Below are 24,619 nucleotides of genomic sequence, written 5' to 3'. Positions count from 1 at the left end.
TTTTATATTGAATAATCAAGATTCGTTATGAAGTCTAATGCGGAGTCTGGGTTTGAATATAACGTTTATGTTAATCGTGATAATACAAAGTTTAATTTGTTATTAGGCCTCATTGAGTCCCTAGACTTCAATCAGGACTAACTTTAGCCAAGATGCGTTAAAAATTTGATTTTAAAATTTCATATACCAATTCCCTTGTTGGTTTTTGATTTTTGATTTTTTCTCTAACAAGATTAAAAGTTACTTTGAAGTCACAACCCGTTTTGTAGTCGCTGCAACCATAAGCGGTTTTACCTTTGATAACATACCCTTTTTGGCATTTTGGACAAGGCAAATCGTCTGATTTAGTTTTGTTTTCAGTTTTTAGAGTTGGAGAAATTGTTTTTTTGGGTTCCAATTTAAGTTTGAAATTTTCATCCAAGCGCAGCAAACCTTCTACTGTACCTGAATTTGTTTTGAAATCTTTCAAATTGACTGTTGATCCTTTTTGTAACAATCGTAAATATTGATTCTCAGAAATCTTTTTTTCTGCAAAAGTAAAAGGCAATACAAAATCGCAGCCTGAGCTATAATTGCCACAACCATAGGCCAATTTTCCTTTGATTAAGGTGTTTTTTTTGCATTTAGGGCAGGTTTCAGCCATAATACCAGCGGCTTTCTTTTTCTCGACTTTAGCTTCTTGTTGCTGCATACTAGCGACATGCGAAATATTAGCACGCACCGTTTCGCTTCGCACTTCATAGACCAGGGCGTCCACCATCTGCTTCATGTTTTTGATAAAAGCGGCGGCAGAATATTCTCCTTTTTCAATATCTTTCAACTGTTTCTCCCAAGTTCCCGTAAGCTCAGCCGATTTGATTAAATCATTCTGAATCGTATCAATCAGTTGAATTCCAGTAGGGGTAGGCAGTACTTGTTTTTTATTTCGAACAATATATTGACGTTTGAACAAGGTTTCGATGATATTGGCACGGGTGGAAGGTCGTCCAATGCCGTTTTCTTTCATTAATTCGCGTAAGTCTTCATCATCAACTTGTTTTCCAGCCGTTTCCATAGCGCGGAGTAAAGTGGCTTCGGTAAATTGATTGGGTGGCTTGGTTTCTTTTTCTAAAAAAGAAGGTTGGTGTGGGCCTTTTTCACCAATGACAAAATCAGGAAGTAAATCGGCTTCTTTTTCTTTTGTTTTAATACTGAGCGTAGCCGAAGTATCAAACACAACTCTAAAACCTTTTTTCAAGATTACTTTACCTGTGGTTTTAAAAAGTACATCAGCCGCTTTACCCATTACAGTAGTATTGGCTACCAAACAATCATCATAAAATACAGCAATAAAACGCTTTGTTATAATATCATACACCTGTTGTTGATTGAATTGCAAATTAGATTGTACTCCAGTGGGAATAATTGCATGGTGATCCGTTACTTTTTTATCATTAAAAACCTTAGTCGATTTTTTTATTTTTTTTCCCAAAAGCGGCTCGGTTAGGGCAGCATAATTGGTTAATTTTTGCAATATTCCAGGGACTTTGGGGTAAATGTCATTGGGCAAAAAAGTGGTGTCTACTCTAGGGTAGGTGATTACTTTTTGTTCGTATAAAGTTTGGGCTATTTTCAAAGTTTCTTCTGCCGAGAAACCAAACTTGGTATTGCAATAAACTTGTAAGCCTGTCAAATCAAAGAGTTTGGGCGCATACTCATTACCGTTCTTTTTTTCTATTGAAACAATTTCGAATTCGCTTTCTTTGACTTTATTGGCCAGCAATTCACCGTCTTCTTTTTTCAAAAAACGGCCTTCTTCATAACTGAAAAGAGTTTCTCTATATAAGGTTTGAAGTTCCCAGTAGGGTTGTGGTTTGAAATTTTCAATTTCTTTCCATCGATCCACTACCATTGCTAAAGTGGGTGTTTGCACGCGACCAATTGATAATACTTGCTTATAACCACCATGTTTTACCGTGTACAAACGAGTCGCATTCATTCCCAAAAGCCAATCCCCAATCGCTCTTGAAAAACCAGCGTAATACAAATTATCATAGTTAGTGGATGGTTTTAGGTTTTCAAATCCTTCTTTGATGGCTTCGGTTGTTAAGGACGAAATCCACAAACGTTGGACTTTCCCTTTGTAATTGGCTTCGTTCATCACCCAGCGCTGAATCAATTCGCCTTCTTGTCCAGCATCCCCGCAGTTGATGACCAACTCGGCTTTGTCAAACAAACCTTTGATGATTTTAAATTGCTTTTGAATGCCCGAATTCTCCACTACTTTGGTTTCAAATTTTTCGGGTAACATGGGAAGGTTGTTTAAGTCCCAACTTTTCCAATAGGGTTTGTAATCATTGGGTTCTTTTAAGGTACAAAGGTGACCAAATGTATAAGTCACTGCGTAACCATTGCCCTCATAATAGCCGTCATGCTTGGTATTCGCTCCTAAAACGGAGGCAATTTCTCTTGCTACACTGGGTTTTTCGGCAATACAAACCTTCATTTATTTCTGCTGTTTTTTGAGGATGCAAATTAGGGATTTTCAATTTGGTAAAGAAACAGAATTGATAGGTTTAGTGCATTTTTGTTAACAGATTAGTTTTGCAACACTATTGGTTGTTACAAAAGGACTTAATAAGTTGAAACTGTTTTTTCGGGCTAAACGGATGAATCCTTAATATACCGTTTAGGTTTTGTTATTGCATAGAAGTTTCAATCGAAGAGCTAGTACAAAGCATCTCTAGAAAACATAAACTATTAAGTGTTTTACCACCAAACGATAAAAAAAGCTAAATAGGAGTCTTTGTTCTTTTGCCAGCATAAAGAGGATTGTTTTTCACAGATATTCAAACTCAGCTTCTTTTCAATGTTTTCAAATTCCAACCAAATTTCGTTATCTGAAGGATCTATGCCCCATTCTTTTTTTTGAGGTAAATAATAAGTATTGCCTTTGCTATGATGACTTATAAACGTTTCAAAGTTAATATAGTAGCCTTTGATGGCTTTTTGAAAACTAGGGTCAAAATTAGCTTTATATTCATAAGGAATAAATAAAGAAATCAACAAACATAAAGCGTTTGAAACGGTATCGATTGCAATAGTATCTAATGTTGATTGTGTACTATCATGGTATAATAAAGGAAATTGTTTCGTTTTTAATTTTTCTAATTTCTCTTGTAATGAATCGTTTCTATTTGGTCCAATCCAGTTGTTAATAGGTTCAGCAGAAAGGGTAGGATCGTAGAGATAAAATTTATAAGCTAACTCCAAATGAGTTAACTGCTTTGTAATTTCGTTTTGAATGATAAAATCAATTTCGCCAATGGTTTTTTTGTCTTCAATAATCTGAAGGTTTTCATATACAATATTGTAATTGCTAGAGGCTTTAATTAGCTCAGAAATAATTTTTTCTACCAAATGTCCCAATCTTAGATTAGTTGGTAACTCAACATGTAACTTATCTGGTAGTTCCAGAACAGATAAATCAAAAGCAGGAATACCCGTAACCGAAAAGTCGAGACTATTTGCATTTATGATGGAAGCTATTCTTGAGTTTGTTTGCATTGGATTACTGCTATTCCACAAGAGCTTTGAGTGCATTCAGCGCCTTTGGCCAAGCGGTGTTAAAAAAATCAACATATTCCTCAGTTACATCACAATCTACAGTTACCGTAGTCAGACCGTTATTTTCATGGAAAGAATAATTTTCCAGTCCGCCGGCCCATTTCTCAACGTCGGGACCTTCGGTAATTTCATTGTCACCGTCTAGAATGCCGTAATGCCGAATGGAAACAAATTGAAAAGGAATGTTCTCGGCAATTTCAGCCACCATTCCGCCCTTTTTACCGTTTTCGCCCGTTCCGATAAAGTAGATTTTTGCGCCTTTCTCCCAGCTGCCTTCATAAGTTGAGCTAGGATTAAATTCAGCGGTCCATTGCTGGTAGGTTTCAATAGCGCTAATACCAAGCATGGCGTCATAAACCTTCTCAGCAGCTGCCTTAATCTCTTTCTTGAATTGTAGTTTTTTCATGATTATGAGAATTAAAATTTTGAGATGTTTTTTTGTTTTGAAGCCTAAAGTTCTGAAGCTTTGCAAAACGGCAAACTTAAGAACCGACTATTTTATGTTAAAGATAAAATTTCTTGAGATAGGAATAGATGATTCGATGGCAAAATTTACAATCTAGATAAGCCGCCAAGTTTGGTCGATGAATCCTTTGGTTTATCTAGAACAAAGCCGAAAGGTTTGGCGGTATGGGTACAGCTGGGGTTTTTAACAGGCAGTAACCACGCTCTTGTCATTGCGAGGAACGAAGCAATCTCCGTAAGTAACTCGACAAAGTATTTTCACATACGCTCTAGCACTCGTTCAATGTCATTAAGTTAAGCTATCGTCAGTTCGAGTTGAGATGAAATTTGCGACAGAAAATTATATCTCAGTATCGAGAACTCTAGTTTAAACAAGACTTCTCGATACAATTTTTAATAGTAAAAGCTGTCGCATTACTATTAAAAATCACTCGAAGTGACGTGTAATTTCTTAACTTAATGACATTGAGCGCACGATTGCATCGAGTGCCTATTTTCTTTTGAGTACTAAATGAAGCGTTTTTAACGCGGATACTTTACTCAAAACGCGACAATTGTGATTTTTCAGCAAACAAAATAACAGGAATAGCTTTTAAGTCATTCCTGTTTTAGTTTCCCGCGTTACAAACGCTACGATTTTGCTTTTAATTTAAGTAGGTACTTGTCAAAGACGAGCACCAGTGGAGGATAGTTTAGTTTTTAATTGCTAGTATCCACAATCTTGTCATTGCGAGGAACGAAGCAATCTCAATAAGTAACTCGACAAATTATTTTCACATACGTTCTGGAGCTCGTTTGCACCGAGTGCCTACTTAGTTTTGAGTACTAAATGAAGCGTTTTTAACGCGGATACTTTGTTCAAAACGTGATAATTGTGATTTTTCAGTAAACAAAAAAACAGGAATATTTTTTAAGTCATTCCTGTTCTAGTTTCCCGCGTTGCAAACGCTACGATTTTGCGTTTAATTTAAGTAGGTACTCGTCAAAGACGAGCACCAGATGAAGTCTCAACCATTTTTTATTATGTCTTTAAGTTCGTCAATTGTCAATGGTGGATTTTGTTTATGCAACATTGAATGGCAGTTTGGGCAAACAGGTCGTAAGTCCTGAATTGGATTTACTTTATATTCTTGTTTGATTGTCGCTACCTGTGTCAAATGATGAACGTGAATAAATTTGTAACCTAAACTACCATAAAACTTTTCAAAGTTGAAGTTGCAAACAGAACAAGAGTAACCGAAATGTTTTAAACATTCCTTCCTTGCATAAATATTTCGTTCGTATCGTGTCTGTGTAACCTGTGTTGCCGAACCTTCAATATATGTTATTGTCGTGTCGGTTGTTTCTGAAAATGGACTGTAACGAATGTTCTGTGTTCTTAAAAACTCAAACCATTCTTCTTCAAGTTCGTCAGCAGCTTCAGGTCTTATTGAAATTCCTGAAGATTGTGGTGTCCAAGTTTGCTTTGATAAATTTCCTTTGTCAAGATTGTCAACTGTTAGAATTGGTTCTTTTTCGGGATTTAATAAAGTGTCAAACTCAATTAATACTCTCGGAACGTCTTTGTCTTCACCGCTCCAATGTTGTGAAAGAAAAGGTTCTGAAACAACTTTCCCTGATGCGAAAATTCCTCTTGGTGTCGAACCAACTCTTGCTAAAAATGCTCTGTCACCTGGTCTAATACTTTTATGGCTTCGGCAACTCCACATTAATGTTACCTTACCTGTGTTTTTAAGTTCTTCAATGTTTTTTTCAATGTATGGTTCATTGTTTGGGTCTGTCCATTGGCTCCATTTGTTAGGGTTCCAAACAAAGAGATAAGAATTTTGAATTGAAATCGGTTTTATGTTTTCTGTCAAACCACATTCTTCTAATGCCTCTTTTAATTCTGGTTTGAGTTGATAAATGAAAAACGTCCCTTTGTAATATCCCGTAAAAAAGAAGTCCCACAGTTTTCTCGTTCCGTCTTCACGTTCTGTTTGTTTAATGTCGTGTTTTTTAAGGATGCGTTTTCCAAGTCCAACAATTTTCCCTACAACACCGTTTTTGTCTGACCAGCCGATAATTCTTGCAAGGTCTGTCGCTGATGCTTCTTGTTTGTCGAGTGAATATAAAGTTTGAAAAATGAGAAGGTCGTCAGGTTGTACAAGGTCTTTGTCTTGCAGAATTTCTACAAAAAGTTCCTTACTGATATTTGGTGTCGTTGTCGTCATTTACACTTACTGGTAACTAATTTATACACGCATAAATCAAACTTGTTTTATGCTTAATTGGTATGATATGCGCATGATTTTGTTTGAATTTATGCGTGTAATTCATTATTTCAAATATATTCTTTTTTTCTTACAAATAGTTGTAGTGAATTTAATTTGTAAGACATTTTACTGAACGAAATTTTACTATACGATATTTTGGAAATGTAACGTAAAAAATAGCCCTGATCGAGCCGATATACTTTTTATTTTGTTTTTAGACTTAGGGTAATTGAGTGTGATTTTACTCATTGGAAATGACTTCGACAAGCACAGTCTGACAAGTTCAGTCTGACAAAATAAAAAGATAAAGGTCCCGAAGCGTCGGGAGCAGGAGGGGAGGTTGTTATGAAAAGGTAGGTTTCTGCTCCCAAAAAAGAACACCAGTATTAATGACTGGTGTAGGAATAAAACCCTGTCATAGTTCAAAACTCTGACAGGGTTGTTAGGGTTCTCGGTACAAATTTTCTGAAAAAGCTATTCGCATTTTCTGAAAACTTACTCGAACTGACGGTGGTTGCTTAGTTCTCTGACTCGCTTTGGTTTCTGAAAACCAATTCATTGTCAAAGGAATCTAACAGTATGATACTCTCGGTTGTGATGGTACCGGCTAAGATTTCCTTAGAGAGCTTGTTGAGCACTTCTCTTTGGATGACTCTCTTCACGGGACGTGCACCAAACTGTGGATCGAATCCTTTTTGGGATAAATAGTCTACAGCCTCAGGAGTGGCATCCATGGTAATGTTTTGTTGTGCCAACATCTTGGTCACTGATTTTAATTGTAGCCCTACAATGTCTTTGATATTGGCTACGGTCAACGGTGTAAACATCACAATTTCGTCAATACGGTTGATGAACTCTGGACGAACAGTTTGTTTTAATAAGCCTAAGACTTCCATTTTTGCTGCCTCTGTAGCTGCATCGATACTTCCTTTAAGATTGTCAAATTTTTCTTGAATAATATGACTACCCATATTTGAGGTCATGATAATGATCGTGTTCTTGAAGTCGGCTAAACGTCCTTTATTATCTGTCAATCGACCTTCATCTAATACTTGAAGTAAGATATTGAAAGTATCTGGATGTGCTTTTTCTATCTCATCTAACAATATTACAGAATAGGGACGACGGCGTACGGCTTCAGTCAATTGTCCACCTTCATCATAACCCACATAACCCGGAGGTGCACCTACCAAGCGGCTCACACTGTGGCGTTCTTGGTACTCACTCATATCGATACGAGTCATGGCATTTTCGTCATCAAAAAGATATTCTGCCAAGGCTTTGGCCAGCTCAGTTTTACCAATACCTGTTGTTCCCAGGAACAAAAAGGTACCCACAGGTTTTTTCATGTCCTGCAAACCGGCACGGGAACGACGCACAGCATCACTCACGGCTTCGATGGCTTCTTCTTGTCCTACTACTCGTTTGTGCAATTCTTCTTCCAAGTGCAAGAGTTTTTCACGTTCCCCTTGCAACATTTTCATTACTGGAATTCCAGTCCATTTGGCGACTACTTCGGCAATATCTTCACGAGTAACTTCCTCTTTAATCAAAGAGCTTCCCGATTGATTTTCTTGTAATTGGACGTTTAAAGCATCCAAACGCTCTTGTGCTTCTTTGATTTTACCGTAGCGAATTTCTGCTACTTTTCCATAATCACCATCACGTTCTGCACGGTCAGCTTCGTGTTTGAAATCTTCAATTTCGGTTTTTACAGCTTGGATATGATCGACAACATCTTTTTCCGATTTCCATTTAGAAAATACTTGGTTGCGTTCTTCTTTCAAATTGGCTAATTCCAGCCCCAGAATTTTGATTTTACTTTCGTCTTTTTCTCGTTTGATTGCCTCTATCTCAATTTCGAGTTGCATCACTTTACGGTCCAAAATATCCAGTTCCTCAGGTTTGGAATTGATTTCCATTCGGATTTTTGACGCTGCCTCGTCCATTAAGTCAATGGCTTTATCGGGTAAAAAACGACTGGTAATATAACGTTGTGACAATTCCACCGCGGCAATAATGGCCTCATCCTTAATTTGTACTTTATGATGGGTTTCGTATTTTTCCTTGATACCACGCAAAATTGAAATTGCACTTTCAGTATCAGGTTCATCGATCAATACTTTTTGGAAACGACGTTCTAGCGCTTTGTCTTTTTCGAAATATTTTTGGTATTCATCCAAAGTTGTTGCTCCGATGGCACGAAGTTCTCCACGAGCCAGCGCAGGTTTTAGGATATTTGCAGCATCCATAGCACCTTCACCACCACCAGCTCCGACTAGGGTGTGAATCTCGTCAATAAAAAGTACAATGTCACCTTCAGCAGCGGTTACTTCTTTAACTACTGATTTCAGACGTTCCTCGAATTCTCCTTTGTACTTAGCACCTGCAATCAGCGCCCCCATATCGAGAGAGAAGACGATTTTGTCTTTCAGGTTTTCAGGTACGTCACCATCGACAATTCGGTGTGCCAATCCTTCTGCAATAGCCGTTTTACCCACACCAGCTTCACCCACTAACATGGGGTTGTTCTTAGTTCTTCGGGTAAGGATTTGCAACAAACGACGAATTTCTTCATCACGTCCAATCACAGGATCGAGTTTGCCTGATTTGGCCAACTGATTTAAGTTTTTGGCGTATTTGTTTAAGGCATTATAGGTTTCCTCAGCTGAGGCTGAAGTTACGCGTTCTCCTTTTCGTAGCTCGTCAATGGCAGCTTTAAGTCCTTTCTCGGTTACACCTTGATCTTTTAAAATCTGTGCCACTTTACTTTTAGAAGCAAAAATCGCTAAAATCAAATGTTCGATTGAAACATATTCATCTTTCATTTTATGAGCGATATTTTCGGCTTCGTTCAAGGCCGTTCCTGTCGCTCTCGAAAATTGAATTTCACCTCCAGATACTTTTGGAAAACTTTCAATAGTGCTGTCTAAAATTTGTAGAAACAATGGCACATTGACATTGAGTTTTTTCAAAATAAAAGGCGCAACGTTTTCATCCACTTCAAAAATAGCTTTAAAGAGATGCTCGTTTTCTATTTGTTGTTGTCCCGCCCGTTGGGTGAGCTGTTGCGAGAGCTGGATAGCTTCTTGCGATTTAATGGTAAATTTATTGATGTTCATTTTAATTTATGATTAAGGTTGATATTTTATTAACTAACTTTGTCAACTAATCGACAAATTATATTCCATTTCAAATTTAGAGACAAAAAGTCGTTAAAATACTGATTTTTATCAGTTTTAAATGTCAAAAAGTCAGAAAATAAGTCAAAATATGAGTTTTTTAAAAAATATCTTCGGGAGTGATGCTACTCCAAACCAAGAGTCTAAGAAAGTAAATTGGACACCATTAACAGATATAGAACAATTAGGTGAAATTGTATTTAATTCAAATGAAAAGCCTGCAGTTATATTTAAGCACAGTACCCGTTGCAGTATTAGTCGTATGGCTTTGAAGCAATTTGAAAACGAGTTTGACTTGGAATCCGAAGTGACTCCATATTATTTAGATTTGTTGGAGAATCGTGCTATTTCAAACGAAATTGCGTCAAAATTTGATGTTTTTCACCAGTCTCCTCAGTTGATTTTGATTAAAGACGGGCAAGCTGTTTATGATGCTTCGCACTCTGATATTGATGCAGCGGTATTGAAAGAGCTGTTGTAGTTTTTCGCCACTCATTTTATGATTAAGTTCTTTGCGTAGCCTTTGTGCTGTTTAATTTTTTTAAAAGGAACACAGATTGGAGAAATTAAAGAAATCTTTGTGTCCTTTGCGTCCTTTACGGCCTATTTTTTAAAGAGGAACACAGATTGAAGAAATTAAATAAATCTTTGTGTCCTTTGCGCAAGCTTTATGTCCTTTAAGGCTTATTTTTTTATAGAGGAACACAGATTTGAGAAATTGAAGAAATCTTTGTGTCCTTTGCGTTTAACCTTTGTGTTCTTTGCGGTTAAATTTTGTAGCCAGAAAAACAGATTGAAGAAATTAAAGAAATTGGAGAAATCTTTGTGTCCCTTACGGTTAAATATTTTAGCCAGAAAAGCAGATTAGAGAAATTGAAGAAATTTTATATTGAAAAAGCCACGAATTTGATTTCCGTGGCTTTTGTTTTTTTTAAGATATTCTTAAGCTCTTAATAAGCTTGATTCATCTTTTCTTTTATCTCATTTAAGCAAAGGTTGTTGATACTTCCTTCGTGGGTGTGTTTGGTTGCTTTTGGTGACTTGTAATTTCCAGCTTCGATTTGCAACGCTACTTCTTTATAGGCATCTCTAAATGGAATTCCAGCCGTTACCATTTCGTTTAGAGAATCAACAGTAAAAAGATAATCGTATTTTTTATCCTCTAAAATGTTTTCTTTTACCCTGATATCTGGTATGGAGAAAATAGCAATATCCAAACAAGCTTTAAGGTTTTGAATAGCAGGAAACATTCCTTCCTTCAAAAGTTGTAAATCTCTGTGGTATCCACTTGGTAAGTTATTCGTAATTAAAGTTAATTCAAAAGGTAACGCTTGAATTTTGTTGCATTTCCCACGGATTAATTCAAAAACATCGGGGTTTTTTTTATGAGGCATGATGCTTGATCCTGTTGTTAGATTTGCAGGTAAACCAATGAAATCAAAGTTTTGACTCATATACAAACAGACGTCGTATGCAAATTTTGAAAGCGTTCCAGCTACACTTGCCATTGCAAAAGCAACTGTTTTCTCTGATTTTCCACGACTCATTTGGGCCGCAACAGAATTGTATTTTAAGGTGCTAAAGCCTAATTCTTGGGTGGTAAATGTTCTATCAATAGGGAACGAGCTGCCGTATCCTGCAGCTGAGCCTAGCGGATTTTGATCAACAACCTTTAAAGCAGCATTAAGCATACTCATATCATCTATCAAACTTTCGGCATAGGCAGAAAACCACATTCCAAATGAACTTGGCATTGCAATTTGTAAATGCGTATATCCTGGTAATAATACGTCTTGATATTTTTCAGCAGAAGTCATAAGTAAATCAAAAAGTGATTTTACTTGCTGTTTTAGCTGTTGCACTTCTTCTTTTAAATACAAGTTCATGTCTACCATAACTTGGTCATTACGAGAGCGTGCAGTATGTATTTTTTTTCCAGCTTCACCTACTTTTTGAGTCAGTAAATATTCCACTTTAGAATGTACGTCTTCAAAAGAATCTTCAATCGTAAAATTTCCTGCTGTAATATCTCCTTGAATTTCCGCTAATGCACCAAGTAGGTCCTCACATTCTTGGTTGGTAATTAGTCCGATTTTAGCAAGCATTTTTGCCTGGGCCATATTTCCTGTAACATCGTGTTTGGCCAAAATTAAATCTAATTCTCTATCATTACCAACAGTAAAAAAATCAATTTGTTTATCAGTAGGTATTCCTTTTTCCCAAAGTTTCATATTTGTATGTTTTGTTTCGCAAAGATACTCAGAGTTTTCTAAGAGACTCGCAAATTTTATGTTTGATAATTTTTTCTTGTTACCTGAAATCCCTAGCTCCGATAGAAGTGAAAATCCTTGTAGGTGCTTTTGTTTTGCCCCCACAAGATTGTAACGTCCCGAAGCGTCGTGAGTGGGATTAGCTTCTTAAAAAATCTCCTAATATTTTAATGTACAAATCAATTCCTTCTTCAATTTCGTTTAAGTAGATAAATTCATCTGCAGAGTGTGAACGTAAGGTATCTCCAGGTCCTAGTTTCAATGATTGACAACTCAAAACCGATTGGTCTGATAGGGTAGGAGAACCGTAAGTAGTGCGACCTAAAGCTATCCCTGCTTGTACTAATCCATGTGAAACAGGAATAGAAGAAGCGTTCAAATGCATGGAACGTGGGGTCACTTCGGCATCGATGTTAGCGCGAACTATTTCTAATATTTGTGTGTTGTTATAGCAATCGTTTACACGGATATCAACCACCAAATCACAATCAGAAGGCACTACATTGTGTTGTTTTCCAGCGTTGATTTGGGTTACGGTCATTTTTACTGGACCTAATTGCTCTGATATTTTTTCAAATGTATAGTTTTTGAACCATTCAATTACCGACATGGTTTTATAAATAACATTGTCCTCGTTTTGATGTGCAGCGTGACTTGGAGTCCCTTTTACTTTAATATCTAGGACTAATAATCCTTTTTCGGCAATAGCCAGTTGCATTAAGGTAGGTTCTCCAACAATAGCACATTCTACTTCTGGTAAATGTTTGAGAACACTGTTCAATCCATTTTTCCCACTACTTTCTTCTTCTGCAGATGCAACGATAACAATATTGTGCGCCAGATTTTCTTTTTCATAGAAATAAACGAAGGAAGCTAGTAAAGATACTAAGCAACCTCCAGCATCATTACTGCCTAAACCATACAATTTACCATCTTCTACAATGGCTTTGAATGGGTCTTTGGTGTAAGCTTGATTCGGACGCACCGTATCATGGTGTGAATTTAATAATAGTGTTGGTTTGTTTTGATCAAAGTGTTTGTTGAATGCCCAAACATTGTTATTCTCTCTCTTGAAAGGTATTTCATTTTGGTTAAACCAATTTTCTATTAAAACGGCTGTTTGTTGCTCTTCGCTAGAAAATGAAGGGGTTTCAATCAGGTTTTTTAATAGTGTTATTGCTTCTTGAGTAAGTGTTTCGATGTTTTTCATTTTGTTTTGTTTTTCCAATAAGTGTTATCTTTTTTGGAGTTTTTTAGAAGTTTTTCTTCTAGATTTTCAGCTATCGTTTTTATAATTACGACTACTGTTTATAGTTGAATGCTTGTACAAATAGCGTCAGCATTTTTCAACATTTTATGGTGTCCAATTTTTATTTTTTGAACCCCTTTTGACAGGCTATTGAAACAATTGTCTAATTTAGGAATCATCCCCGAATGGATCGCGCCTTCGTCTTTTAATTTAGCGTATAAGTTGCTATCAATTTGAGTTATTACGGAGTTTTCATCTTCTACATCCGTTAAAACTCCAGGTTTTTCAAAGCAATAATTTAAGGTCACTTCGTATACCTCAGATAAAGCAATGGCTAACTCGCTAGCAATTGTATCAGCATTAGTATTTAATAACTGCCCGTTTTTATCATGTGTAATGGCGCAAAAAACAGGAGTGATTCCAGCATTAATTAAGGTTTCTAATAGTGGGGAGTTTACTTTTTTGACATCACCTACAAAACCGTAATCAATAGTTGGGTGGTTTCTTTTTTCAGAAACAATTAGATTTCCGTCAGCTCCAGAAAACCCCATTGCATTGGTGTTATTGGCTTGTAATTGCGCAACAACTTTTTTGTTTATTTCACCTGCATAAATCATCACTGCGATGTCCAGCATTGGGGCATCGGTAATGCGACGACCGTCAACCATTTTTGGAGTTAAGCCAACGCTTTGTGCCATTTTTGTTGCAGATTTTCCACCACCATGAACCAATACTTTGTGTCCATCAATTTTAGAGAAATCACTTAAAAAATGTTCTAGTTCCTTGGCATCATCAATAATATTTCCGCCAATTTTTACTAATGTTAAAGGTTGCTTATTTTGCATCTTTCAATATTTTTTGAAGTACTAATTGTGCTGCATACGTTCTGTTGTTGGCTTGTTGAATCACGATTGAATTTTCGCTATCAATTACTTCATCAGTTACAATTACATTACGTCTTACAGGTAAACAGTGCATGAATTTGGCATTGTTGGTCAAAGCCATTTTTTCGGCAGTAATAGTCCAGTTGGTATCTGCATTAGTGATTTGACCGTACTCTATATAATTACTCCAGTTTTTAGCATAAATAAAATCGGCGTTCTCAAAAGCTTTATCCTGATCGTATTCTATTTTACAATCTTTGGTAATTTCTGGATTTAACTCATAGCCTTCAGGATGTGTAATCACGAAATCAGCATCTTGCAATTGCATCATTTCTACGAATGAGTTGGCTACTGCTTGAGGTAAGGCTTTAGGATGTGGTGCCCAAGATAAAACTACTTTTGGTCTATGAGGAGTTTTGAATTCTGCCATAGTGATGGCATCAGCTAATGATTGCAGAGGGTGTCCTGTGCAACCTTCCATGTTTACGATAGGCACTGTTGCGTGTTTTAAGAAACCAGATAAAACAATTTCGGCATTGTCTTTTTCTTTTTCTACTAATCCTGCAAAGGCTCTAATTGCAATAATATCACAGTATTGTGATACTACTTCTGCTGCTTCTTTAACATGTTCAGATGCTCCTTGACTCATGATAGCACCGTCCTCAAACTCAAGAGTCCAACCTTCATTGGTGAAATTCATGACCATCACGTTCATACCCAAATTTAAGGCTGCTTTTTGCGTACTTAAACGTGTTCTTAAACTAGGATTAAAAAACAACATTCCTAAGGTTTTGTGTTTTCCTAATTTTTTATGTTTAAGTGGATTTTTTTTGATTTTAAGTGCATCTTCTACCCATTGTGATAGATTGTCGATGTTTTTTATTGAGATGTAGTTCATTTTTTTATTGTTTAATCGGTTATTTGTTTATATGATTAATCGAATCACCGATTAACCAAATTAACAATTTATACAATTTTGGTAAAAAGAATTTTGTCTTCTAATGCGTTTAATATAAAGTTATCTTTTAATCCATTGACAACCCAAGTTTCAATGTTAGCTGCTTTTGCTATTGCTGCAGCTTCAATTTTGGATTGCATGCCTCCAGTTCCGTGAGAAGATTTAGAATCTCCAATTTCCTTTTCCAATGTTTTTAAATCATTGACTATAGAAATGGTAGAAGGGAGTTCGTTATGAATAGATTCTTTGGTGTAAATACCGTTGGTATTTGTAGCAATAATCAGTATATCAACATTCAGCAAAACAGCAGTTAAAGCGGCTAGTTTATCGTTGTCTCCAAATTTAATTTCATCCGTCGCTACCGTATCGTTTTCATTGATAATCGGTATGTAATTGTTTTTGACTAAAACATTAATGGTGTTTACGATATTCACCTTTGTGTTTTCCTTTTCAAAATCAGAATAAGAAAGCAAACATTGCGAAGTGTTTAATCCAAGGTCTTTGAAATTTTCTTGATAAATTCGCATCAAATGTGGCTGACCAATTGAAGCCAAAGCTTGTTTGACAAAAACTTCTTTTTCGTTATTATCTAATTTCACAAATTGTTTTGCCGCTGCAATAGCACCAGAACTCACGATAATAAATTCGTATTCGTCTTTTAAAGCTGCAATCTGCATACCAATATCCTCAATCTTTCCTCTCGAAATATGATTGGTTTCTTTGGTGAGCGTGTTACTTCCTATTTTTAATAAAATTCGTTTTTTAGCCATGGTTTTTTTACCGCAAAGGCGCAAAGGCGCAATTTTTTTATTTTGGTTCCTTACAAACGTATCGTTCGCAAAGCTCTATCTTAAATTAGCAATCCTTTGTGTTTTACTTAACTACAAAGGGCGCAAGGTTTTATATTTTTAAACTTTGTAAACTCAAGGTTCGCAAAACAAATTTGAAATATTTAATATGTTTTTTACTGTGCTCGAACTTACAATTAAATCAACTGAACACTAATAACTGTCAACTGATTACTATCGAATCTGTCCGTCGCCGTAAATATACCATTTATTTGTAACCAAATGCTGCAAACCAATCGGTCCGCGTTGGTGCAATTTATCGGTACTGATGGCTAATTCACCACCCAAACCAAATTGCCCACCATCAGTAAAACGAGTCGAAGCATTATGATATACTGAAGATGCATCTACATTTTCCATGAATTCTTGTGCCAATTCATCATTCTTAGTGATAATTGAAGCCGAGTGTCCGCCACAATATTTATTGATTTTTGCAATTGCTTCTTGGTTTGATGCGACTGTTCCAATTACAATTTTGTAATCCAAAAACTCTTCATACCAAATCAATTCATTTTCGATTTCTTTGATACCTGTGGCTTTTGCAACCTCAGCGTCACCAAGAACCGTTACATGAGCAAGCTGTAATTCGGTAATCACTTGTTTTGCGAAAACTTCCCAATTAGGCAAATTTGTATCAATTAAAACCTTGTCCAATGCATTACAAACCGAGATATTTGATGTTTTTCCGTTGATGATAATCGCCAATGCTTTTTCGATATCGGCTTCGGCGTTTACATATACAAAGTTATTTCCTCGACCACTAACGATTACAGGGCAAGTTGCGTGTTTTTTAGTAAATTCAATCAGTTTTTCGCCACCACGAGGTACGATTAAATCGATTCTTTGAGTTGGTTTTTCTAAGAAAGCTTGGGTTTGCGCTCGGTCATAATTCAAGTATTCTACCCATTCAGTACTTACCCCGTTGCTTTCTAAAGCTTGGTGCCAAAGGCTCACAATCTTTTGGTTCGAAAGCAAAGACTCTTTTCCGCCTTTCAACAAAATTTTGTTTCCAGATTTGAATGCGATTCCACCAGCTTCAACTGTTACATCTGGACGCGATTCATAGATAATCATAATCGTTCCAAAAGCTGCCGTTTTATTACTAATACGCATGCCGTTATCGTGGGTAAATTCATAACGAATTTGTCCGACAGGATCTTGCTGGCTTGCTAGTTGTTGTACCGAAAGGATCATTCCGTCCACCTTAGCATCGTCCACGAGTAACCGTTTCTCCATAGCTAAGTCTTCACCATTATAATTGGCTAAATCTTGTTGATTGATGGCTTTCAAAGCTTCTCTTTCTTGTTCCAAAAGTGTCGCCATCGTAGTCAATACAGCGTTTCTTTTTTCTATGGATAATAATGTGCTCATGTCTTTTTTACTATATGTTATTCAATTTTGGGCGTGACCCTTCGTAAAAATACCTGACAGCCACTGGCTGTCCTCCTTTTAATTTCAAATCTCACCCAAACCACTTTAGGGAGCTTGATTTAAAATCTTTTTAAATCTGCGAGATCTGCGTGAAAATAATAGCACGCAGATTTCACAGATTTTAGCAGATTTTTATTTTTAGTTTATAACTTAAAATTACTTCAACTCAGCCAAACTCTCTTGCAACGCTACTACAAAAGTATCAATAGCATCTGTTGTAATCGTTAATGGTGGCAAAATTCTCAACAAGTTCTTGTTGTTTGCTCCACCCGTAAAAATATGTTTTTCGATAATCATTTTCTTCCTCAAAGCACTGACGTCAAAATCAAATTCTACTCCTAGCATCAAGCCTCTTCCTTTAACTTTTATTATTTCTGGAATGACTTTGATTGCTTCATAAAAATAGGCTTCCACTTTTTTGACATTTTCCATTAAGTTTTCACTTTTTATCACATCAAGTACTGCGATACTAGCTGCACAAGCCAAATGACTTCCACCAAAAGTAGTCCCTAATAATCCGTAACTTGCTTTAAAATGTGGTGCAATAAGTATTCCTCCAATTGGAAAACCATTCCCCATTCCTTTTGCCATACAAATAATATCAGGTGTGATGCCGTGAAATTGGTGTGCAAAGAATTTCCCGCTTCTCCCAAAACCAGACTGTACTTCGTCCAAAATCAATACGACTTCGAATTGTTTACAGATTTTTTCTAAAGCCTGAAAAAATTCGGTGGTACCTTGGTCCAAACCACCAACACCTTGAATAGGTTCAATAATGACACAAGCAACGTCTCCTTTTTTCAATTCCGCTTCCACTAAATCAATTTGATTCAACGGCAAAAATGTTACCACTTGCTGCGCATTGATAGGAGCAACAATTTTTGGGTTATCCGTAGTGGCCACTGCTGCAGATGTACGACCATGAAAAGCATTGTGAAACGAAATCACTCTTGCTTTATTGGTATGAAAAGACGCCATTTTTAAAGCGTTTTCATTAGCTTCAGCTCCTGAGCTACACAAGAACAAACTGTAATCTTCATAACCAGAAAGTTTCCCTAGTTTATCAGCTAATTCTACCTGTAACGGATTCTGAATCGCATTTGAGTAAAAACTCAAATTGTCCAGTTGTTCTTTTACTTTGGCCACATAATACGGTTGTGTATGGCCGATAGAAATCACTCCATGTCCAGAGTATAAATCTAAATATTCAATTCCTTTATCGTCTGTAATGGTGCAGTCTACTGCTTTTACAGGTGTAATAGGATATAATGGGTAAACGTCAAATAAGTTCATCTTTTTTTATTTAATCGGTTAATCGTTTATTTGGTGAATCGATTAAACAATTAACCGATTCACCAATTAAACTTTTTTAGAATCCACACGGTTTCAAATGCAATCCTGTAGTCTCTTCCAATCCAAACATTAAATTCATGTTTTGAACGGCTTGACCAGAAGCACCTTTTAATAAGTTGTCAATGGTTGATGTTATTAATACCCGGTTTCCTTTTTTTAATAAACTGATAATGCATTTGTTGGTTTGTACGACTTGCTTCATATTGATGTTCGTCGTTGTAACGGTTACAAATGGTTGGTCTTTGTAAAAAGCTTCGTATTTGGCTACCAATTCTTCTAAACTTTCCTCTGATTTAGTGTAAAGTGTAGCAAAAATTCCTCTTGGGAAATCACCTCTGTTAGGCACAAAAATTAATTCGTCAGAATACGACGCTTGCAATTGTTTCAAACTTTGGTTTATTTCTCCCAAATGTTGGTGTTCAAAAGCTTTGTAGTGCGAAAAGTTATTGTTTCTCCAGCTAAAATGAGAAGTAGCCGATAGTCCAACACCCGCACCTGTACTTCCTGTCGTAGCATTGATATGAACATCTTCGCTCAATAAGCCATCAGCTGCTAAAGGCAATAAGGCTAATTGAATTGCAGTTGCAAAACAACCTGGATTAGCTATATAATTGGCTTTCTTAATATCGGATTTGTTCAGTTCAGGCAGTCCGTAAACGAAAGATTTACCGTCAAATTCCTTGTCTTTAGTCAAACGGAAATCGTTTCCTAAATCGATGATTTTAGTAGCATCAGAGAATTTGTTGTTTTCTAAAAATGCAATTGATTTTCCGTGTCCTAAGCACAAGAAAAGTACATCCACATTTGGGTTGATAGTGTCAGTGAAGTTCATTTCGATATCACCCATCAAATCTTGGTGTGCGGTAGTAAGCGGTTTTCCAGCGTTTGTGGTGCTATAAACAAAATCTAATTTCGCATTAGGGTGAAACATTAGAATTCTGATCAATTCTCCTGCGGTGTACCCTGAACCTCCAATTATTCCAATAGTAATCATAATTTCTTTTTTTAAGATTGTCTTTCCGAACAAAAGCAATCTATTTTTAAAATATTTTTTTGTTTAAAACCATTAAGGAATCAAGTTTAATAATCTTAATTCTTTAATGGTTTTAAATGAATGTAAAAGTTTCTATGAAAAACTTAAACTTTCTTCTTAGCCCCGATAGCAGTGAAAATCCTTGTGGGGGCTTTGGTTTTGCCCCCACAAGATTACCTCACTTAACGTTTATTTTTATCGGAGTTCAGTGAACTTCGTTTGTAACGTACAGCGGGAGGGATGTTTTTTAAAAAGCAAAATGTTTCTGCTCCTTAAAAGACAATTTATGTTATTCGTAAGTTTCGTTGTTTACAGACGAAAATATGTTTTGAGCGTTACCCAAAATTTTGATAAATCCTTTGGCATCTTCAGATGTCCAAGCGTTGTTCATTTCGCCGTATTGACCAAAACCTGTATTCATTAAATCATTTTCAGACTCGATTCCGTCCAAAATGAAATGATACGGTTTTAAAGTGACAAATACTTTTCCGTTTACTGTTTTTTGAGTATCTTCAAGGAATGCCTCGATGTTACGCATCACAGGATCTAAAAATTGCCCTTCGTGGAATAACATTCCGTACCAGTTTCCTAATTGTTCTTTCCAGTATTGTTGCCATTTTCCAAGAGTGTGTTTCTCTAATAAATGGTGACCTTTGATGATAATCAGTGGAGCAGCTGCTTCAAAACCAACTCTTCCTTTGATTCCGATGATGGTATCTCCCACGTGTGTATCACGACCGATAGCGTAAGCATTTGCTAATTTTTCTAAAACAACAATATTGTTTGAAGGTTTGTCAGCAACACCGTTTACGGCTACTAATTCTCCTTTTTTGAATTCTAAAGTTACTTTTTCTTCTCCGTCTTTAGTTAATTGAGAAGGGTAAGCTTCGTTAGGAAGTGATTGGTGTGAAGTTAAAGTTTCTTTCCCACCTACACTTGTTCCCCACAATCCTTTGTTGATAGAGTATTGTGCTTTTTCCCAAGAGTAGTGAACCCCATTTTTGATAAGGTAATCTACTTCTTCTTGACGAGATAATTTCAAGTCACGAATAGGGGTGATGATTTCGATTTCAGGAGCTAGTGTTTGGAAAATTAAATCAAAACGAATTTGGTCATTTCCAGCACCTGTACTTCCGTGCGCAATTGCACTTGCTCCAACCGATTTAGCGTATTTAATCGCTTCAATCGCTTGAAAAACACGTTCTGCACTTACAGATAGTGGATAGGTATTGTTTTTTAATACATTCCCATAAATCAAATATTTGATGGCTTTGTCGTAGTATTTGTCTAAAATAGTAAGGTTGGCGTGTTTCGCACTTCCTAACTCATAAGCTCTTTCTTCAATAGCGTTTAGTTCTTCGTCATCAAATCCACCAGTATTGATTAATACTGTATGTACTTCAAATCCCTTTTCGTTTTTTAAATATTTAAGGCAATATGAGGTATCAAGACCTCCACTATAAGCTAATACTACTTTTTTCATTTTTTATGACTTTTGGCTCTAGGCATTTGGCTTTGAGCAAAATTAATTATTACGTTTATTTTTTATCTTTATTATCCTTTTTGTCTTTTTTGTTTAAGAACAAAGCCTGTTTAATGGCTTTCAATCGGTCTAAAACTTTCACATTGAAAGGGTGTTTTGGCGGGTCTTTTGGCTTTTCTTTTGGATCGTATAACATTCCAGTACACAAACACATTTTGTTGTCCTTGCTTTTTAGAATTTCATAGTTGGTACAAGTTTGACAGCCTTTCCAAAAACTAGGGTCAGTTGTTAACTCTGAAAACGGAACTGGTTTGTATCCTAAATCGGAATTGATTTTCATCACTGCTAAGCCAGTAGTAATTCCAAATACTTTGGCTTCTGGGTATTTTTTTAGCGAATAATCAAAAACAAACGACTTGATTTTTTTTGCTAATCCAAAATTTCTGTAATCAGGATGAACAATCAGTCCTGAATGTGCCACAAATTTCCCGTGTTGCCAACTTTCGATATAGCAAAAACCAGCAAATTTACCGTCTGCTAATGCAATAACAGCATCTTTGTTTTCCATCTTTTTGATGATGTACTCAGGGGTTCTTTTAGCAATTCCTGTACCTCTCAAAAGGGCAGAAGATTCTATTGTATCGCAAATTTCTTGTGCGTATTTAAAATGCTCTTCCTGAGTGATAACGATATCTATATTCATTTAAGAGTTGATTTATTGGGTTGTGATACTAATTGTAATTGCTTTTTGGCAATAGCCACAGGCAATAAAATAGTTAGCATCCACAAAAATGAATACAAAACTACGTTATAATAATTGTTTTTAGGATTTGTTAATCCAATGCTAGATAACAGTTGCAATTCCAAAGCAAAAAAAATGATAATTGAATAAATATTTATTAAGCCAAACATGATGAATACTAAACTAATAGTATCCGTACCTCGGGTGAGATAACATGTCGGTTCATCCGTGAGATTGAAGTAATATGTACACGTGCTTTATTCATGGGGCAAAAGTACAATTATTTTTGAAAAAGACCAGTACGAATTGACTTTTTCTAACAATTTTTTAACGGGATGTTGTTTCTTATTAATTAAAAGACTATTGATTAAATCTGTTTTGCGTAATTACTGCTTTTAGTTTTGACTTTAAATCTTCACCAGTATCATAAATCATTTGCTGTGTATCAGGAAAAGGAACGATTTTGTTATTGAAATAGTTCATATAGTTATCATCAGCAGCACGACGATCTCCTTTGTACCTAGAGTATATATTTTCAAAAACATACTGACTACTGATAGGGAAACTCTGCAATAAATGCTTGTTTTTGGTGTTGAAAAAATCCACTTTAGCGGTTACTAAACTAGTTTTAAGTTGGCGTATTTCATAGATACGAACCGTAGCTTTGACCATGTTGTCAATGAGTATCTCTTTACCGTTTTTGTCCAAAACTACTTTGCCATTGGCATCTAATTGTGTCTTTTGGCCGTCTTTAATTTCGCGTTCTTTGACAAATTCTCTTTCCTTAATTTGTTCTGGTGAGATTTGAATATCTCTGAAACTCACTAACATTTCATAATCATAATAGATTCCTTTTGTTTTGCTACTATGATAAACTGTCCATTTGTCATTTAACCCATAGGTATTGAAATCCATCAGGTCATTTAATAAACGTGTTGGAATAACCATATTGGTTTCATTCTTGGTAGACACCATCACAAAATCAGTTCCTTTAAATTGCGCCTCGTTCATCAATTTTAAGACGTCTTTGTAGTTAGGATTGATTTGGTTGATATAACTCAAATCGTCAAAGGCTTTTCTGAAGTCCATTTTATTATTAGAAAGGAGTAACTTTTTACTATTCGCATACAAATAATTTGTTAGTCCGTTTTTGCTTTCTACAATCTCATCGTTGTAATTATCAAAAGGGAATTTCGCATTTCGACCTTCTTTTAATAATTTCAGTGGCAAGATAGGAGTAATGTTTTGCTGACGATTGTTGAGCAACAAATAGGTATTGTAGATTTTTTCGAGGTTAGCTGGATTGGCATCTTGCTTTAAAAAATTAATACTGTTTAAATCTCTTTCTTTAGCTTTTGCAAAAGCTTCTTCGAGCATATAAACGTAGTCTTGCTTGCTTTTTTTTTCTTTGTTAGAACGTAAATTAGAGAGAGCCGTATTGATGGCATCATCATAATTTCCAGATGTTAGGTAATTCCGAGTGGTTTTAACCCCACAATTAATCATTAGAACAGCAAGAAAGCTAAGGAGTATAATTTTTTTCATTGTTAATTTTTTCTTTTAAGCAAACAAAAGTAGAATTTAAAATTAGATTTTCAAAAAAGGGATGTCTTTTGAAAATATTCATGAGTTTATTACCCAGAGGTTTTCTAAGTGGAACCAGAGACTAACAATTTTTTTAAACACAAAAGTCACAAATCTTGTAGTAATGTCGGATTTACAAAAGAAAAAACACGCAAAGTATTACTGCGAGCTTGTCATTCTGAAGAAATGATATTCATTATATTTATTAGAGGTCTCTTTCTGGTTTGTAGAAAATCATTGTGGAACAGTTAATACCTGCGCTACCGATTGTCTAAAATATGGGGAATAGGGTTTCTTGTTTTTTTATGTTAAAAAAAAGAGGAGCCAAAGCTCCTCAAGAAAAGATACAGTTAATCTGTTTTTGTTATTTAATGTTTATGATGTTTTGGTTCCCAAATTAACCGTATGAATGAACTTAATCTTTCATTTTCTCTGCTTACAGGAATCCCAGCTACAATACCTATAAGCAGATTTTCAGCAATATCTAAGCGCATTTGAGGTCTGAGAATCATGTCAAAGGCACTATCCTTAATTGTCTTGTTAAACTCTATACCAATGAAGTTTCTTGTTCCAGATATCATATAATGAAAACTGGTGTTGATGTCATAAGTCGTGTGGAGTTTATTGGTAGCAAAACTATGTTCAACTTTAGGACCTGTATAAACTAAGCTATGAAAATTATTTCCCCAGCGTTTCGCTACCACAAAAAATGGGTTATAGACATTTCCTTTAATTAACGGCTTTCCAAAGCTTCTAAAATCAGATAATTCTAGTTCATTGATGTATCCTACTGCCATGGATGTCGCCATAGGAACATTGACAAAAAAAGACCATTGTACCGCCATTTTTATGCTGTTCAGCTGATTAGAAGGAACCGTGAATTTTTCGGTACCGTTTATTGCAGAATAGAAAGTAAAGGGCAATTCGATTTCTAATCCCAATCTGTCTATTGGTGCCCATTCGTATTCTATCAAAGCTTCATAGGAGTCAAATTTGAGGTTGTCAGTTAAACTTAAACCAACATTCCATTCTTTTTCACCTTTTCTTGCTCCTAGGTCTCGAATCAGGTCGATAAATAAGGGCTCAGCATGTAAAACTTTAGCAGTGTGCTTGTGTTTTTCTACTTGCTGAATGTAAATGCTATCTTTTTCGGAATCAGTAATTTGTGCAAAAGAAAGCGCATGACAAACTATTACAGTGACTAAGGTCACTATTTTTTTTGTGTTCATTTGTAGATATTTTTTAAACCATTAAATAGTATACTTACAACCATTTT

18 protein-coding genes are annotated in these 24,619 nt (G+C 35.8%); 1 reads left to right on the top strand and 17 read right to left on the bottom strand.

Annotated features, from left to right (window positions below):
• Nucleotides 1-157: 157 nt before the first annotated feature.
• From ACNH59_RS13910 to clpB, 5 genes are all read right to left on the bottom strand, one after another.
• Complete coding sequence (locus ACNH59_RS13910; RefSeq protein ID WP_418263126.1) at nucleotides 158-2,485, bottom strand: DNA topoisomerase 3; 2,328 nt, start codon at nucleotides 2,483-2,485, stop codon at nucleotides 158-160.
• 263 nt (nucleotides 2,486-2,748) lie between these two features.
• Nucleotides 2,749-3,546, bottom strand: coding sequence for a DUF1853 family protein (locus tag ACNH59_RS13905; protein WP_418263125.1), 798 nt, complete (start codon nucleotides 3,544-3,546; stop codon nucleotides 2,749-2,751).
• A gap of 10 nt (nucleotides 3,547-3,556) precedes the next feature.
• Nucleotides 3,557-4,012 (bottom strand): SRPBCC family protein, encoded by a 456-nt coding sequence (locus ACNH59_RS13900; RefSeq protein WP_418263124.1) that lies wholly within the window; start codon nucleotides 4,010-4,012, stop codon nucleotides 3,557-3,559.
• A 1,066-nt stretch (nucleotides 4,013-5,078) separates the two neighbouring features.
• Nucleotides 5,079-6,284, bottom strand: a complete 1,206-nt coding sequence (locus tag ACNH59_RS13895; protein ID WP_418263123.1) for an HNH endonuclease — start codon at nucleotides 6,282-6,284, stop codon at nucleotides 5,079-5,081.
• Nucleotides 6,285-6,844: 560 nt separating this feature from the next.
• Entirely contained in the window at nucleotides 6,845-9,448 is a 2,604-nt protein-coding gene (clpB, locus tag ACNH59_RS13890) for an ATP-dependent chaperone ClpB (protein ID WP_418263122.1), read from the bottom strand.
• A gap of 151 nt (nucleotides 9,449-9,599) precedes the next feature.
• Here clpB and ytxJ point away from each other — a divergent pair, with 151 nt between their 5' ends.
• Nucleotides 9,600-9,989, top strand: coding sequence for a bacillithiol system redox-active protein YtxJ (gene ytxJ / locus ACNH59_RS13885; RefSeq protein WP_418263121.1), 390 nt, complete (start codon nucleotides 9,600-9,602; stop codon nucleotides 9,987-9,989).
• A gap of 469 nt (nucleotides 9,990-10,458) precedes the next feature.
• Here ytxJ and argH read toward each other — a convergent pair whose 3' ends face one another.
• From argH to ACNH59_RS13825, 12 genes are all read right to left on the bottom strand, one after another.
• Nucleotides 10,459-11,739 carry an argininosuccinate lyase gene (argH, locus tag ACNH59_RS13880; RefSeq protein WP_418263120.1) on the bottom strand — a complete coding sequence of 427 codons (1,281 nt, stop codon included), beginning with the start codon at nucleotides 11,737-11,739 and terminating at the stop codon, nucleotides 10,459-10,461.
• Nucleotides 11,740-11,917: 178 nt separating this feature from the next.
• A complete protein-coding gene (locus tag ACNH59_RS13875) occupies nucleotides 11,918-12,988 on the bottom strand; it encodes a M20 family metallo-hydrolase (RefSeq protein ID WP_418263119.1) in 1,071 nt (356 codons plus the stop codon).
• A 98-nt stretch (nucleotides 12,989-13,086) separates the two neighbouring features.
• Entirely contained in the window at nucleotides 13,087-13,872 is a 786-nt protein-coding gene (gene argB, locus ACNH59_RS13870) for an acetylglutamate kinase (protein WP_418263118.1), read from the bottom strand.
• Complete coding sequence (locus ACNH59_RS13865; protein WP_418263117.1) at nucleotides 13,862-14,809, bottom strand: N-acetylornithine carbamoyltransferase; 948 nt, start codon at nucleotides 14,807-14,809, stop codon at nucleotides 13,862-13,864. Before ACNH59_RS13865 ends, argB begins: the two co-directional genes overlap by 11 nt.
• Before the next feature lie 68 nt (nucleotides 14,810-14,877).
• Nucleotides 14,878-15,639: a glutamate 5-kinase gene (gene proB / locus ACNH59_RS13860; protein WP_418263116.1), complete on the bottom strand. Its 762-nt coding sequence runs from the start codon at nucleotides 15,637-15,639 to the stop codon at nucleotides 14,878-14,880.
• Nucleotides 15,640-15,891: 252 nt separating this feature from the next.
• On the bottom strand, nucleotides 15,892-17,088 hold the full coding sequence (locus tag ACNH59_RS13855; RefSeq protein WP_418263115.1) for a glutamate-5-semialdehyde dehydrogenase: 1,197 nt from the start codon (nucleotides 17,086-17,088) through the stop codon (nucleotides 15,892-15,894).
• Between the two features lie 216 nt (nucleotides 17,089-17,304).
• On the bottom strand, nucleotides 17,305-18,441 hold the full coding sequence (locus ACNH59_RS13850) for an aspartate aminotransferase family protein (RefSeq protein WP_418263114.1): 1,137 nt from the start codon (nucleotides 18,439-18,441) through the stop codon (nucleotides 17,305-17,307).
• A 76-nt stretch (nucleotides 18,442-18,517) separates the two neighbouring features.
• On the bottom strand, nucleotides 18,518-19,495 hold the full coding sequence (gene argC / locus ACNH59_RS13845) for an N-acetyl-gamma-glutamyl-phosphate reductase (RefSeq protein ID WP_418263113.1): 978 nt from the start codon (nucleotides 19,493-19,495) through the stop codon (nucleotides 18,518-18,520).
• Nucleotides 19,496-19,823: 328 nt separating this feature from the next.
• Nucleotides 19,824-21,017 (bottom strand): argininosuccinate synthase, encoded by a 1,194-nt coding sequence (locus tag ACNH59_RS13840; RefSeq protein ID WP_418263112.1) that lies wholly within the window; start codon nucleotides 21,015-21,017, stop codon nucleotides 19,824-19,826.
• 55 nt (nucleotides 21,018-21,072) lie between these two features.
• Nucleotides 21,073-21,720 (bottom strand): GNAT family N-acetyltransferase, encoded by a 648-nt coding sequence (locus ACNH59_RS13835; RefSeq protein ID WP_418263111.1) that lies wholly within the window; start codon nucleotides 21,718-21,720, stop codon nucleotides 21,073-21,075.
• A gap of 399 nt (nucleotides 21,721-22,119) precedes the next feature.
• A complete protein-coding gene (locus ACNH59_RS13830; protein ID WP_418263110.1) occupies nucleotides 22,120-23,304 on the bottom strand; it encodes a hypothetical protein in 1,185 nt (394 codons plus the stop codon).
• A 407-nt stretch (nucleotides 23,305-23,711) separates the two neighbouring features.
• Nucleotides 23,712-24,572: an HAEPLYID family protein gene (locus ACNH59_RS13825; protein ID WP_418263109.1), complete on the bottom strand. Its 861-nt coding sequence runs from the start codon at nucleotides 24,570-24,572 to the stop codon at nucleotides 23,712-23,714.
• Nucleotides 24,573-24,619: the final 47 nt, after the last annotated feature.

This window comes from Flavobacterium faecale (assembly GCF_048320115.1).
Taxonomy (GTDB): domain Bacteria; phylum Bacteroidota; class Bacteroidia; order Flavobacteriales; family Flavobacteriaceae; genus Flavobacterium; species Flavobacterium faecale_A.
This window is presented reverse-complemented; position numbering and strand designations above follow the sequence as displayed.

Excerpts from the sequence above, each read along its gene's own strand:
- ACNH59_RS13910 (WP_418263126.1), bottom strand. The coding sequence starts at position 2,485 with ATGAAGGTTTGTATTGCCGAAAAACCCAGTGTAGCAAGAGAAATTGCC.
- ACNH59_RS13905 (WP_418263125.1), bottom strand. The coding sequence starts at position 3,546 with ATGCAAACAAACTCAAGAATAGCTTCCATCATAAATGCAAATAGTCTC.
- ACNH59_RS13900 (WP_418263124.1), bottom strand. The coding sequence starts at position 4,012 with ATGAAAAAACTACAATTCAAGAAAGAGATTAAGGCAGCTGCTGAGAAG.
- ACNH59_RS13895 (WP_418263123.1), bottom strand. The coding sequence starts at position 6,284 with ATGACGACAACGACACCAAATATCAGTAAGGAACTTTTTGTAGAAATT.
- clpB (WP_418263122.1), bottom strand. The coding sequence starts at position 9,448 with ATGAACATCAATAAATTTACCATTAAATCGCAAGAAGCTATCCAGCTC.
- ytxJ (WP_418263121.1), top strand. The coding sequence starts at position 9,600 with ATGAGTTTTTTAAAAAATATCTTCGGGAGTGATGCTACTCCAAACCAA.
- argH (WP_418263120.1), bottom strand. The coding sequence starts at position 11,739 with ATGAAACTTTGGGAAAAAGGAATACCTACTGATAAACAAATTGATTTT.
- ACNH59_RS13875 (WP_418263119.1), bottom strand. The coding sequence starts at position 12,988 with ATGAAAAACATCGAAACACTTACTCAAGAAGCAATAACACTATTAAAA.
- argB (WP_418263118.1), bottom strand. The coding sequence starts at position 13,872 with ATGCAAAATAAGCAACCTTTAACATTAGTAAAAATTGGCGGAAATATT.
- ACNH59_RS13865 (WP_418263117.1), bottom strand. The coding sequence starts at position 14,809 with ATGAACTACATCTCAATAAAAAACATCGACAATCTATCACAATGGGTA.
- proB (WP_418263116.1), bottom strand. The coding sequence starts at position 15,639 with ATGGCTAAAAAACGAATTTTATTAAAAATAGGAAGTAACACGCTCACC.
- ACNH59_RS13855 (WP_418263115.1), bottom strand. The coding sequence starts at position 17,088 with ATGAGCACATTATTATCCATAGAAAAAAGAAACGCTGTATTGACTACG.
- ACNH59_RS13850 (WP_418263114.1), bottom strand. The coding sequence starts at position 18,441 with ATGAACTTATTTGACGTTTACCCATTATATCCTATTACACCTGTAAAA.
- argC (WP_418263113.1), bottom strand. The coding sequence starts at position 19,495 with ATGATTACTATTGGAATAATTGGAGGTTCAGGGTACACCGCAGGAGAA.
- ACNH59_RS13840 (WP_418263112.1), bottom strand. The coding sequence starts at position 21,017 with ATGAAAAAAGTAGTATTAGCTTATAGTGGAGGTCTTGATACCTCATAT.
- ACNH59_RS13835 (WP_418263111.1), bottom strand. The coding sequence starts at position 21,720 with ATGAATATAGATATCGTTATCACTCAGGAAGAGCATTTTAAATACGCA.
- ACNH59_RS13830 (WP_418263110.1), bottom strand. The coding sequence starts at position 23,304 with ATGAAAAAAATTATACTCCTTAGCTTTCTTGCTGTTCTAATGATTAAT.
- ACNH59_RS13825 (WP_418263109.1), bottom strand. The coding sequence starts at position 24,572 with ATGAACACAAAAAAAATAGTGACCTTAGTCACTGTAATAGTTTGTCAT.